We start from the raw sequence: 12,478 nt of genomic DNA, 5'->3' as shown, positions 1-12,478 counted from the left end.
GCACTACCCGGGTCTCCCTTCCAGTAGATCCACGCCATGCGTGGATGCCTGGCCTCAATTGCAGGCCTTGCCCAGGTCTCCCTCCCAGTAGATCCACGCCATGCGTGGATGCTCAGCCTCAATTGCAGGCCTTGCCTTCCATCTGCAGCTGCGCGGCGAACATCGTCACCTGCGGGATCTTGCCGGCGGCGGCCTGCTTCTTGGCTTCTTCCAGATAGATGCGCGACTGTCCCTGCCCATCCAGCGCCTGCGCGTTGTTCACCGGAAGGCGCCATACGCGCACCACCGCCTGCTGTGCCGGGCAGGCGGCATTCGGAACACGGATCACATCATTGAGTTTCCAGCCCTTGTCTGCGCTTGGTTGCGCCTTGCTGTAGTCGACAAAGCGGGCACGCGGCTGGCACTGCTCGCTGGTACGCACCGCCGAGAAACGATAGGGCTCGGCGGCCTGGCCGGTGAACTCGCCTTCCAGGCGGGCACAGGCTTCGGGAATCTGCCGCAACGTATGCACGGCGCCGACCGCTTGTGGTGCACCAACCGCTCGCTGCAGTTCCGGTGCTTCCGCCGCGAAGGCAGGCAGGGCCGGGGCCAGAACGGCAAGCATCAACAGGGACAGGCGCATGGGGATTCTCCGACGGGACTGCGCGCAGGCTTGCAGAGGTTGGCTTAACGGGGTGCAAAGGTGGCGATGGGGACGACGGATATCGCGTCGGTGCAGCAACCGCTGCGCTCGCCGGGCGCGGCCCGGCGCTACCATCCGGGCGCAGGTGCACGCATACTGCGGAAACCAGGGAATGCTGAACACCGCCATACGTCGGACGACCACCAAGGTCGGTACGGGTTGGTTCCAGGCTGCAGCCCGTCGTCCCCCTCGTGGTGCCGTTCATCGCCACTGGATGCTTGTCCATCCATTCTGCGGAGGGGTCTAATGCTGGAACGTCACGGGCTGTCATTGGCGCTGGGCTGCGCCATTCTCGCGATCCTGTACGGAATCGTCTCGGCGCGCTGGATCCTGCGCCAACCCACCGGCAATGAACGCATGGTCGCCATCGCCACGGCCATCCAGGAAGGTGCGCGCGCCTACCTCAACCGCCAGTACCTGACCATCGGCATCGCCGGCGTGGTGCTGTTCGTGCTGGTCGGCGTCTTCCTGAGCTGGTACACCGCGATCGGCTTCGCGGTCGGTGCGGTGCTGTCCGGTGCCGCGGGCTACATCGGCATGAACGTGTCGGTGCGCGCCAACGTACGCACCGCAGAGGCAGCGCGCCACGGCATCAGCGCGGCAATGGACGTGGCCTTCCGCGGCGGCGCGATCACCGGCATGCTGGTGGTCGGCCTGGGCCTGCTCGGCGTGGCCGGCTACTACGCGCTGCTGCTGCGGCTGGGCCTACCGATGGAACAGGCACTGCATGCGCTGGTCGGCCTGGCCTTTGGTTCATCGCTGATCTCGATCTTCGCGCGCTTGGGCGGCGGCATCTTCACCAAGGGTGCCGATGTCGGCGCCGATCTGGTCGGCAAGGTCGAAGCAGGCATTCCCGAGGACGACCCGCGCAACCCGGCGGTGATCGCCGACAACGTCGGCGACAACGTGGGCGACTGCGCGGGCATGGCCGCCGATCTGTTTGAAACCTATGCCGTCACCGTGATCGCCACCATGTTGCTGGGCAGCCTGATGCTGGCCGAAGCTGGTGCCAATGCGGTGCTGTATCCGCTGGTGCTGGGTGGTGTTTCGATCATCGCTTCGATCATCGGCGCGCTGTTTGTGAAGGTGAAGCCCGGTGGTTCGATCATGGGAGCGCTGTACAAGGGGGTGATCGTCTCCGGTGTGTTGGCAGCGATCGCGTTCTACCCCATCACCACCGGACTGATGAGTGACAACGTGCACGGGCCGATGGCGCTGTATGGCTGTGCGCTGATCGGCCTGGTATTGACCGGCCTGATCGTGTGGATCACCGAGTACTACACCGGCACCCAGTACAAGCCGGTGCAGCATGTTGCGCAGGCCTCGACCACCGGCCACGGCACCAACATCATTGCCGGCCTCGGCATCTCGATGAAGTCCACCGCGCTACCTGTGATCGCCGTCTGCGCGGCGATCTGGGGCGCGCACGCACTGGCCGGGTTGTACGGCATCGCCATCGCCGCCACTGCAATGCTGTCGATGGCGGGCATGATCGTCGCACTCGATGCCTACGGGCCGATCACCGACAACGCCGGTGGCATCGCCGAGATGGCCGAGCTGCCCTCGGAGATCCGCGACATCACCGATCCGCTCGATGCAGTGGGCAACACCACCAAGGCGGTAACCAAGGGCTATGCCATCGGCTCGGCGGCACTGGCCGCACTGGTGTTGTTCGCCGACTACACGCACAACCTGCAGGCGGCCAATCCCGGCCAGGAGTTCCGCTTCGACCTCAGCGACCACACCGTGATCATCGGCCTGCTGATCGGTGGCCTGATTCCCTACCTGTTCGGTGCGATGGCAATGGAAGCCGTCGGTCGCGCGGCCGGCGCGGTCGTGGAGGAAGTGCGGCGGCAGTTCCGCGAGATTCCCGGCATCATGCAGGGCACCGCCAAGCCGCAGTACGACAAGGCGGTGGACATGCTGACCCGCTCGGCAATCCGCGAAATGATCGTGCCGTCGCTGCTGCCGGTGGCGGTGCCGGTGGTGGTCGGCCTGCTGCTGGGGCCACGCGCGCTGGGCGGGCTGCTGATCGGTACGATCGTCACCGGGCTGTTCGTGGCCATTTCGATGACCACCGGTGGTGGTGCCTGGGACAACGCCAAGAAGTACATCGAGGACGGCCACTTCGGTGGCAAGGGCAGCGAGGCGCACAAGGCAGCGGTGACCGGTGACACCGTGGGTGATCCGTACAAGGACACCGCCGGCCCGGCGATCAACCCGCTGATCAAGATCATCAACATCGTGGCGCTGCTGCTGGTGCCGTTGCTGTAGATCCACGCCATGCGTGGATGTCGGCTCCGATGGGGTCAGAGCCCTTTCCTGCGGAAAGGGATCCGACCCCGCTGCAGACCCTGCCGACGGTCAGCGCCCACGCAGGAAGAACGACACCGGCACCATCACGTCCACCGGGTCGCCGGCCACTTCGGCCGGCGGCGCCGGTACCGGGCTGGCGCGCTGCACGGTGTCCAGCGTCTCCTGGTCGAGCAGTGCGAAGCCGCTGCTGCGGCCCAGCCTCACGCCGGAGATTGCTCCATCACGGGCCACCGCGAAGCGCACGTAGACCACTCCCTGCTGGCGCAGTCGTTCGGCCTGGCGTGGATAGCGCCGATGCTTCTGCAGGTGCCCGAGCAGGCGTCCTTCCCAGGTCGCCTCGGCACGGTTGCGCTCACCGGACGTGGTCTGAGGTGCCGTGTAGCGCGTGGCCGCATCGGCGCCCACCTGTGGTGGTGCGCTGGTCTGTGCGACGTTGGCTTCGGCGGCGTCCGGCGAGGGCACCGGTTCCGGTGTACGCGGCGGTGGCAGGTCACCCTGCGGCTGCAACGGCACCTTGGGTTGCTCGCGCGGGGCGGGTTTCGGCGCCTGCCGCTGCTGTTGCTGCTGCAGCGGCCCCGTGGCGACCTCGCGTGGCGACACCGATGGTGCCTGTGCCATCGGTGCCAGTTCCAGCATCAGCGCTGCGGGCGGCGCAGTGGCCGCCAGAGCCGGCGCACGTGCCGCCCACCAGCAGGCCGTGCCGATCAGCAGTGCATGCACCAGCAGCACGATCACCAGGCTGGTCGCCCAGCGCCGCAGTCCTTTCATCGCGCGCCCTGCTCCAGGCCGACCAGCGCTACCTTCAGGTAGCCTGCCGCACGCAGTGCATCCAGTGTCGCCATCAATTCGCCGTAAGGCACCTGGGTATCGGCGCGCAGGAAGATGCGCTGCGCGGTGTCATCGTGGGTAGCTGCCTGCAACGCAGCCGCCAGTCCATCACGCGCCACCGCCTGCTCGCCGACGCGCAGAGAGAGATCGGCCTGCACGGTCACATACACCGGCGCCTGTTCCGACGGCGTGGCACTGGCGCTGCTGGCCGGCAGCTGCACCGGCACCGACACGGTAGCCAGCGGTGCGGCCACCATGAAGATGATCAACAGCACCAGCATCACGTCGATGAAGGGCGTGACGTTGATCTCGTGGGCTTCTTCCGGCGTGTCGTCGCGGCCGGACGCGGTCCTGATCGCCATCGTCGCCCCTCAGTGCACCGCGCGCAGCGGCGCGGCGGCTGCACGTGGAACGGCGCGATCGAGATCACGCGAGACCAGTTGCTGCACCGCCGCCGACAGATCGCCGAGCAGGCCGCGCAGGCCGGCCAGTACGCGGCTGAAGTGGTTGTAGACCAGTACTGCGGGAATCGCCGCTACCAGGCCGAGCGCGGTCGCCAGCAGGGCCTCGGCGATGCCCGGCGCAACCACCGCCAGGTTGGTGGTGTTGCTGTGTGCGATGCCGATGAAGCTGTTCATGATGCCCCACACGGTGCCGAACAGGCCGACGAACGGGGCCACCGCGCCGATGCTGGCCAGGACACCAATGCCACGCCGCTGCACGCGCGCGGTTTCCAGTTCGATCCGGTCCAGGCGTGAGGCAACACGCTCCTTGATGCCCTCGCGACCATCCAGATCCTGCGACAGGTGCAGTTCGATCCGCGCGGCATCCAGCATCACCCGCGCGGTACCCTGCTGCACGCAGGCATCGGCGTGTTCGTTGGGCAGGCTCGCCGCCTGCAGCAACAGCGCGCGCGCCGCTCGCAGCTGCCGCGCTTGCCGGCCCAGTTCCCAGCCCTTGGCGAGCAGCACGGTCCAGGTGGCCAGCGACGCCAAGGCGAGCGCGATCATCACCGCTTTCACCACCACATCGGCAGCCAGGTACATGCCCCACGGGGTCAGTGCGGGGGCGGCCACAGGAGCCAGGTCAGCAGGCAGCATCATCTCGGGTTCCATCAGAATCAGGGGACACGGCACGGCGGCGAGCCGTGCGCGGATCATGGGTGTCGTCCACTTCCACCAGCGGCGTGGGCTCCATACGTGGTGCTGGTCGACTGAGCACATAGCCGGCGCTGACCGCGAAGAACAGGCCCACGCCCAGCAGCAGACGCCATGAGGGATGGGCGCCCCACCAGAACATCGCGAACCCCACCGCCATGCCGGCGCTGGCGAACGCCTTGCCCTTGCGCGACACCGCGCCCTGCTCACGCCACAACCGCAACGAGGGGCCATAGCGCGGATGCGCCAGCAGGCGCTGCTCGAACTTCGGCGAGCTGCGCGCAAAGCAGCCCACCGCCAGGATCAGGAAGATGGTGGTCGGCATCACTGGCAACAGCGCGCCGATCACGCCGAGGCCGACCATCACCCAGCCCAGCGCAAACCAGAGCCAGCGCATCAACCCTGCGCCTGCACGCGGTCGGCGTTCATCAGGCGAATTCCACTTCGACGTGGCCGTGCACGCTGCGGAACGCGGCATCGGCCGCATCGATCACCTGCTGCTCCTGCGCGGCACTCAGCGGTACCGCGTCCAGCGCAGCAGTGAACTCACGCCAGTGGCGCGCGGCACCGTCTGGATGCGCCGCCAGGTGACGGGCGCCGAAGTCGCGGTCCAGGCCGAGCTTGGCAGCCATTTTGTACAGCACGGTGCCGCCCAGGTTGGAGCCTTCGGCCACGTACAGCCAGCCCAGCGCTGCCGGCAGCGCCAGATGCAACGGCAGTGCGGGGATGTCGGCATCCGGCAGGGTCTGTTCCAGATCCTGCAGGTCACGCGCGACCTGTGTCAGGCGGCGGCGTTCATCGAGATCAGGCAGCAGTGCGTCCAGCGCGGGGTTGGCATACAGCGCATCGATGCTGCGGTGAAAGCGGTACTGCACGCGCAGGAAGCGGGCAAAGTTGCTGCGGTCGGCGAAGATGTCGCCGGCCATGATGCGCTTGTCCAGCGCGCCGTGGCTGTCGCGGGTGGCGGCCTTGAGCCGCAGGCTGCGGCTGTCTTCGGGAGCGATGTGTGCGTTCATGGGGGAATGCCAGGAGGGTCGTCCTGCTGTAGACGTTCACCGCGGGGCTTTCCCCAAGCTCGTGTGCACCGATAATGGGCCATCCCCTTCTTCCACCCGGAACCGACGATGATCACCACCGAACCGCGCATGACCAACCTGTTCCTGCAGCTGGGCCTGGATGCCAGCGCCGAGGGGATCGCCCGCTTCATCCGCGAGCACCAGCTGGCCACCGATGTGGAAGTGGCCGAGGCACCCTACTGGAACGATGCCCAGCGCCAGTTCCTGTCCGAATCGCTGCAGGCCGACGCGGCGTGGAGCACCGTGGTGGACGAACTGAACGAGGCGCTGCACGAAGAGGCGGTGAAGGCAGCGACCGGGTTGTAAGCAGACGCCGGGCATGGACCGGCGCTACCGCTTCATTACCCGATGGGGTCAGAGCCCTTTCCGCAGGAAAGGGATCCGACCCCGTCGATCACAGGAAATGGCTCTGACCCCGTCGATCAGTACTTCCAGGTCAACGCCAATCGCGCGGTCCGGCCCGGTGCCGGCATCACGCCCAGGGCAAGTGGATCGAGGTAGTAGCGGTCGGTCAGGTTGTCCACGCCCGCCTCCACCGACAACTGGTCGTTGAAGCTCCAACTCGCAAACAGATCCACCAGCGTGGTCGGTCGGTACAACTGCTGGATCGCCGACAGGCCTACGTTCCAGTCCTTGTCCAGCTTGCTGATCGGACCAGCGTTGTGAACCACGCGGGTACCGAAGGTCAGCCGCTCGTCGAACAGGCGCGCCCCCAGGGTCAGGTTGACCATGTAGCGCGGCGGGTTCTGCGTGTTGGTGTAAGAACCCTCGAAGCCACCATCCACGCAGTTGGGCGTGTTGACCAGCTCGTCATTCTTCCGCTGTCCGCCGTAGGCGCGACGCTCTGCGGCGATGTCCGGTGCGCAGGTCTTGGCCTTGAAGTAGTAGTGCGCGGACAGGTCGGCAAACACCTTGCCGCTGTCATAGCTGGACTGGAACTCCATGCCCGAGACCTTGAACTGGTCGACGTTGCGGATCAGGCCGGCCGACAACGTGCGGTAGTCACGGGTGATCAGGTCGTCGATGCGGGTATCGAAATAGGCCAGCTTCAGCGCCAGGCGGTCACCGTTGGTGAACAGGTCATAGCGGATGGTACTGGCACCGATCTCCCAGCTGCGCGCACGTTCCGGCTTCAGTTCTCCCACCGGCTTGGCGGCGGTGAACAGGCCCAGCGTGGTCTCGAACAGGCTCGGCAGCTTGGTGCCTTCGGCGTACTTCACGTAGACCATGGTGTCTTCGCTGAAGCGATAGGCCACGCTGGCGGTCGGCGAGAACGCGGTGTCGCGACGGCGGATCGGCTGCGACCAGGTCCAGCTGACCGGCACTTCCAGATCCTGCGCCTTGCCGGCGTCGTAGAAGTTCCAACCACCGATGTCGCCGACCGTGCCCTTCTTGTACGGAGAGGCCAGCAGCGATTCCTGGGTGAAATTGCCGTTCGCATCCGGATACCAGTTCAGCAGCGCGATGCGCTTTGCGCGCCACGACGGCAGCTTGGGGTTGCCGTTGAGCAGCTCGGTGTAGCGGTACTGGCCCTGCACCTCGTAGGCGTCAGGCGTGGCCAGGCGGTTGCGGTCGTGCACATCCACCCGGTTCAAGCGGCCACCGGCCAACAGCTCCCAGTGTTCGTCGGGCTGCCACTTCAACGACGCCACGGCACTGTATTCCTTGCGCTCGGCATTGCGCAGGAAGCGGTTGTTGACCAGGTCGTCGTGCATGATCGGGCCGGAGCTGCCCGGGGCGATGTCTTCGTCACTGTAGGACAGGCCGTAGTCAAGGGTGAACGCACCGGCGCGGGTGTCGAACGTCGAGGTATTGCTGGCGTCCAGGTTGAAGCGCTTCTGCCGCAGCGGGTTGCGGTAGGCATCCTTGTAGCCGGGGTCGCCGCTGAAGCTGGGTGCGTCGTACCACTCGGTGCGGCGGTCGAAGTACCACGGCGTGATGCCGGTCAGGCTGTTGTACATCACGCTGTCAGTGTCGGTGTACGAAGCGTTGATGCGCAGGTCGACCAGGTCGCTGTCCGGGTTGAAGCGGTAGCGCAGGCTGTAGTTGTCCATGTCGACGTGGCCTGGATCCCATTGCGGGATGCGGTCACGTTCGACGCGGATGATCTGCGAGGCCATGATCTCGCCGGCGGTGCCTTCGTAGCGGCGATAGCCGGCTTCCAGCGTCTGCGCGTCATCAATGCGCCAAGTGCCCTTGAGCAGCGCTGACTTCGAGCGCGAAGAAGTATTGAACACCTCGGTACGTGGCGGATTCAGTGGCGCCAGCGTCCGCCGGGTCTGCGGGAAGTCGTCGTAGCCATGCTTGCCGGAGAAGTAGTTGCCGTTGTCGCGATACGCATAGGCCGCGACCAGATCGAAGCGGTCCCAGTGACCTGCCGCAGCCACGTTGAAGAACTGGCTGCCGGTGGCGCTGCGATCGGTACGCGGCGCGGCACTGTAGGCCGGCAGGTTGTTGGCACTGGCGTTGGCCAGGCCGCCACGTACGCGCACGCCGAAGTCGCGGCCCTCGCGCAGCACGTCGCCGATCTTCAGCGTCTCCATTTCGACCACGCCACCGATGCCACCGGAGGCATTGGCCTGCAGGCTCGGGCCCTTGGTGATGGTCAGGCTGGAGATCAGATCCGGGTCGAGATAGGTGCGCTGCGACTGGCCGGCATAGCCCCGATAGGTATCCATGCTTGACTGGCCACCGTCGATGATCACCGGTACGCGGCCCTGGCCCTGGATGCCGCGGATGTTGACGTCGAAGCCGTTGCCCACGCGTGGGTCTCCCGCAGTGACGCCGGCCACACCTTTGACGATATCGCCGTTGGAGGTACCGCGGAAGCGCTCCAGGTGCGCGCGGTTGAGCGTGGTGGTGGAGCCGACACTGCGATAGCTGTCGAGCAGGCGCGCTTCGTCGCTGGTGGCGCCACTGTCAACACGGTCGCCGGCCACACTGAGCGTGTCGGTGACGATCACACCGCTGCCGGCCTGCACCGGCGTTGCCGCTTCCAGGGTGACCGCATCGGCGCTGACCCTGCGCATTGCCAGGCCCGTGCCCTGCAGCAGGTGCTGCAGCGCCTCGCTGGCCGACAGGCTGCCACTGACCGCGCGCGAGGTTGCACCCTGCGCCAGCGATGCGGGGTACACCACCTGCACGCCGGACTGGCGCATGTAGCTGCGCAACGCTTCGTCCAGTGGCTGCGCCGGAATGTCGAAGCGCTGAACGGCAACGTGGTCGCCGCTGACGCTCTGCGCCAGTACGGAGGGTGCGGCACTGGCCAGGCCGGCAGCCAGCAATGCGATGCACAGGCGGGACGGGCGCAGCATGCGGCCCGGGCGGTGGGAGTCGAACATGGGGGAACCTGTCAGGTAATCGGTGCCGCGAACGCGGCGTCATCCGCAACACAGGCGGACACGGCGACGTACGTGGCGGCGGCGAGTACGTTCGCGGGGTAAGACGGATGGGCGCGCGACAACCCCAAGAGGAATTTGCGGTCGCGGTGGGTGCCGACCGTCGATCGGCATGCCGGGATGGTTCGCACTGATCATCCACGCATGGCGTGGATCTACTGCACGATGGCGACGCCGAACGGAAGACGGGTAACCTGCAACCCTGCTGTTGCGGCCAGCGCGTCCAGCGCCTGTTCCGGGCGATCGATGCGCAGCGCCGCGCTCACCGCCGGCAGCCGCGACAGATCGCCACGCACGAAGGTCGGACCGGCGCGATATCGCCCCACCCAGTGCACGGCATCGGCGACGCTGGCCTGGTCCAGCAGCAGTTCGCCCTGCCGCCATGCACCCACGCTGTCGGCCGGCACGTCCTCCAGACGCATCACACCGCTGTGCTCGCCATAGGCCGCACGCTGGCCCACCTGCAGGTACGTCCAGCCGCCGTCAGCCGGGCTGGCCACGCGTACCCTGCCCTGCCCGACCTGCGTTTCCACCCGGTCATCGCCGCGCGCGACGGTGAACGCGGTCGAGATGTCCTCGATCACCCCATTGCCCGCGTGCACGCTGAAGCGTCGCTGCGCATCCGGACTGACCTCGAACCAGGCACGCCCGCGCAGCAGCTCGATCTGGCGTGCCTCCGCATCGAAGCGCACGGCGATTGCACTGTCCGCATCCAGCACGGCACGGCTGCCATCAGGCAGCTGCACGCTCTGCACGACATGCGTGCTGCGGTGATCGGCCTGCAGGCGCAACCACGCTTCCGGCCAGGCCACCAGCATCACCAGCGCGGCCGTGGCCGCCATTGCCCAGCGCAGGCGATGTGGTCTGCGTCGCTCGACGGTCGCAGCCTGCGGGCGTGGGCCCACGCTGCGCCACAGCGCGCGCTCGTGCTCGAAGGCCCGACGGTGTCCCGGCAGTTGCAGCCAGTGCTCGAACTCGTGCATGCGCGCATCGCAGATATCACCGGATGCCAGCCATGCGATCCAGCCCTGGGCCTGTTCGGCCAGGGCATCGTCATTGGCGGCGGGCAGCATGTTCGGCGGGCTCATCGGCTGGCAGACAGGCGCATTCAAGCGCGGGCGGGGGAACTAGACCGCATCCGCGGTCCAGTAATCAAGACGTTTCAGCGAAGCTCATCCCCAAGTCCGGGCGATCATCGACCAGTGCGCGCCCAGGCCAGGCGTTGCAGCGCGCCACGCACATGGTTCTCGACCGTGGTCACCGATACGCCAAGACGCCGGGCGATGTCGGCCTGGGTCAGGCCCTGCAGGCGATTGAGCCGGAAGATGGTGCGGGTCGGCTCCGGCAGGTGCCCCGCCGCGTCAAGCACGCGCTGCAGCTCGTCCTGTGCCATCGCCTGTTCCTCGGTCGAAATCACCTCGTCCGGCCCCCACAGGTAGTGATCGGCCAGCAGACGGTTGCGCCGGGTCGACTCGCGGCCGTGGTCCGTGGCCAGATTGGTCGCCAGCCGAAACAGGTAGGCACGCGGGTTGTCGATGGCCTGACTGTCGTCGACCCCGCGGGCCTTGAACCACACCGCCTGGATCACATCCTCGGCACCATTGTCGCCGCCGAGGATGCGTTGCACCCGGCGCAGCAGTGCCGGCCGCTCGCGGATCAGCAGTTCGGTGAGAGAGGCGGCATTGGAGGACATGCGCGGAACCGGGACGACAGACGGGAGGCGCCGCGGATGCTACTCCGTTAATGAGAATCAGTCACGTTCTCATCAATGAATGCAGTCGGTCAGGCCATCATAGGTACTCCGCGAGGTACCGGGCAGCGGGTCATGCAGCGGGTTGCGGGCGGCGAGTGCGGTGTGGAAGGCCTCCACCGGAGTACCCGGCATCAGCGGAAGGCGGCACAACCAGGTCGGCTGCCGGGCCTCCACTGTACCGTCGTTCCGGGAGACCTCCAGATCGCTGGCGGCAAACGCCCACAGGCATTCGTGGACGGTGCCGCGTACCGCATCCACCGAACAGCGAAGGCGCAGGGCACGGATATCGCTGTACTCGCCCTCGCAGAAGGTGTCGCCGCAGATCGCGTCGAAGCCATGCTGCAGACGGCCCTCCAGGGCAAAGAAGCGGTCCCAGTTGGCTTCCTTATGCGGGTAGTCGATCAGATCGACGTAGGGGAAGGCCTGGGCCGAAGGCGCGGCCAGCAACGCACAGAACAGGCCAAATGGCAGGGCGAACACGTTCATGCGGGAACTCCTCGGGAAGGTGCGTCCAGCCTGCCGGGCTGGCCGCGCCGCCCCCATCGGTGAACCCCGGCCGACGGCGTGGGCCCCTGCCGCGCCGTGCCGTCAGCCCCCCACCCTGCACAGCGACCGGCAAAGGCATAAAATGGAGAGCTATCCGTCTACATCCCCCACCTGGAGCACACCATGGGTCTGGAACTCGTCTCGCCCGGCAAGAACCCGCCGGAAGAAATCAACGTCATCATCGAGATCCCGAAGGATTCCGAGCCGGTGAAGTACGAAGTGGACAAGGAAACCGGCGCGATCTTCGTCGACCGCATCCTTTCCACCCCGATGCGCTACCCCTGCAACTACGGCTACGTGCCGAGCACCCTGTGCGGCGACGGCGATCCGGCCGACGTGCTGGTGGTGCTGCCGCTGCCGCTGGTCCCGGGTTCGGTGGTGCGCTGCCGTCCGGTCGGCGTGCTGAAGATGAGCGATGAGGCAGGCAGCGACGAGAAGATCCTGGCCGTGCCGGTTTCGAAGATCTTCAGCGGCTATGCCCACGTCGAGGACATCGCCCAGGTGTCCAGCCACTGGCTGGAGCGCATCGGTCACTTCTTCGAGCACTACAAGGACCTGGAGAAGGGCAAGTGGGTCAAGCTGGACGGTTGGGGCGGCGCGGCCGAGGCCAAGCAGATCCTGATCGAGGCGCACCAGCGCCACCTCGACAGCAAGGCCTGAGACTGAACAGCATTGCTCCGGCGCACGGCGTCGGAGCGATGCGGGTCACGTTTCATGACGGC

General features: G+C 66.6%; 13 protein-coding genes. 3 read left to right on the top strand and 10 right to left on the bottom strand.

Features of this window, described 5'->3' with window-relative positions:
• Positions 1 to 118: 118 nt before the first annotated feature.
• Entirely contained in the window at positions 119 to 622 is a 504-nt protein-coding gene (locus tag AC07UW_RS06730; protein WP_495211692.1) for a hypothetical protein, read from the bottom strand.
• A 306-nt stretch (positions 623 to 928) separates the two neighbouring features.
• On the opposite strand from AC07UW_RS06730, the gene AC07UW_RS06725 reads away from it, so the two are divergent.
• Positions 929 to 2,956, top strand: a complete 2,028-nt coding sequence (locus AC07UW_RS06725; protein ID WP_313249861.1) for a sodium-translocating pyrophosphatase — start codon at positions 929 to 931, stop codon at positions 2,954 to 2,956.
• Positions 2,957 to 3,046: 90 nt separating this feature from the next.
• On the opposite strand, the gene AC07UW_RS06720 is transcribed toward AC07UW_RS06725, so the two are convergent.
• The 5 genes from AC07UW_RS06720 to AC07UW_RS06700 are packed head-to-tail and all read right to left on the bottom strand — an operon-like array spanning position 3,047 to position 5,999.
• Entirely contained in the window at positions 3,047 to 3,766 is a 720-nt protein-coding gene (locus tag AC07UW_RS06720) for an energy transducer TonB (protein ID WP_495211691.1), read from the bottom strand.
• Complete coding sequence (exbD, locus tag AC07UW_RS06715) at positions 3,763 to 4,188, bottom strand: TonB system transport protein ExbD (RefSeq protein ID WP_313249858.1); 426 nt, start codon at positions 4,186 to 4,188, stop codon at positions 3,763 to 3,765. Before exbD ends, AC07UW_RS06720 begins: the two co-directional genes overlap by 4 nt.
• Positions 4,189 to 4,197: 9 nt before the next feature.
• Positions 4,198 to 4,926, bottom strand: coding sequence for a tonB-system energizer ExbB (exbB, locus tag AC07UW_RS06710; RefSeq protein WP_336032826.1), 729 nt, complete (start codon positions 4,924 to 4,926; stop codon positions 4,198 to 4,200).
• Positions 4,913 to 5,380: a YbaN family protein gene (locus tag AC07UW_RS06705; protein WP_336031951.1), complete on the bottom strand. Its 468-nt coding sequence runs from the start codon at positions 5,378 to 5,380 to the stop codon at positions 4,913 to 4,915. The genes exbB and AC07UW_RS06705 overlap by 14 nt, the downstream gene beginning before the upstream one ends.
• A 31-nt stretch (positions 5,381 to 5,411) precedes the next feature.
• On the bottom strand, positions 5,412 to 5,999 hold the full coding sequence (locus AC07UW_RS06700; protein WP_495211690.1) for a biliverdin-producing heme oxygenase: 588 nt from the start codon (positions 5,997 to 5,999) through the stop codon (positions 5,412 to 5,414).
• Between the two features lie 108 nt (positions 6,000 to 6,107).
• On the opposite strand from AC07UW_RS06700, the gene AC07UW_RS06695 reads away from it, so the two are divergent.
• Positions 6,108 to 6,365: a DUF2789 domain-containing protein gene (locus AC07UW_RS06695; protein ID WP_223496451.1), complete on the top strand. Its 258-nt coding sequence runs from the start codon at positions 6,108 to 6,110 to the stop codon at positions 6,363 to 6,365.
• Between the two features lie 116 nt (positions 6,366 to 6,481).
• Here the strand turns inward: AC07UW_RS06695 and AC07UW_RS06690 are convergent, their stop codons facing one another.
• The 4 genes from AC07UW_RS06690 to AC07UW_RS06675 form a co-directional block, all read right to left on the bottom strand.
• Positions 6,482 to 9,400 (bottom strand): TonB-dependent receptor, encoded by a 2,919-nt coding sequence (locus tag AC07UW_RS06690; protein ID WP_495211689.1) that lies wholly within the window; start codon positions 9,398 to 9,400, stop codon positions 6,482 to 6,484.
• A gap of 212 nt (positions 9,401 to 9,612) precedes the next feature.
• Positions 9,613 to 10,545, bottom strand: a complete 933-nt coding sequence (locus tag AC07UW_RS06685; RefSeq protein ID WP_394198385.1) for a FecR family protein — start codon at positions 10,543 to 10,545, stop codon at positions 9,613 to 9,615.
• Positions 10,546 to 10,649: 104 nt separating this feature from the next.
• Positions 10,650 to 11,150 (bottom strand): RNA polymerase sigma factor, encoded by a 501-nt coding sequence (locus tag AC07UW_RS06680; RefSeq protein ID WP_495211688.1) that lies wholly within the window; start codon positions 11,148 to 11,150, stop codon positions 10,650 to 10,652.
• 72 nt (positions 11,151 to 11,222) lie between these two features.
• A complete protein-coding gene (locus AC07UW_RS06675) occupies positions 11,223 to 11,696 on the bottom strand; it encodes a hypothetical protein (protein ID WP_495211687.1) in 474 nt (157 codons plus the stop codon).
• 183 nt (positions 11,697 to 11,879) lie between these two features.
• On the opposite strand from AC07UW_RS06675, the gene ppa reads away from it, so the two are divergent.
• Positions 11,880 to 12,416: an inorganic diphosphatase gene (gene ppa / locus AC07UW_RS06670; RefSeq protein ID WP_005410935.1), complete on the top strand. Its 537-nt coding sequence runs from the start codon at positions 11,880 to 11,882 to the stop codon at positions 12,414 to 12,416.
• Positions 12,417 to 12,478: the final 62 nt, after the last annotated feature.

This window comes from Stenotrophomonas sp. GW821-FHT02D01, from assembly GCF_059421765.1.
The sequence above is the reverse complement of the archived record's forward strand: the minus strand, read 5'-3'. Positions and strand labels throughout refer to the sequence as shown.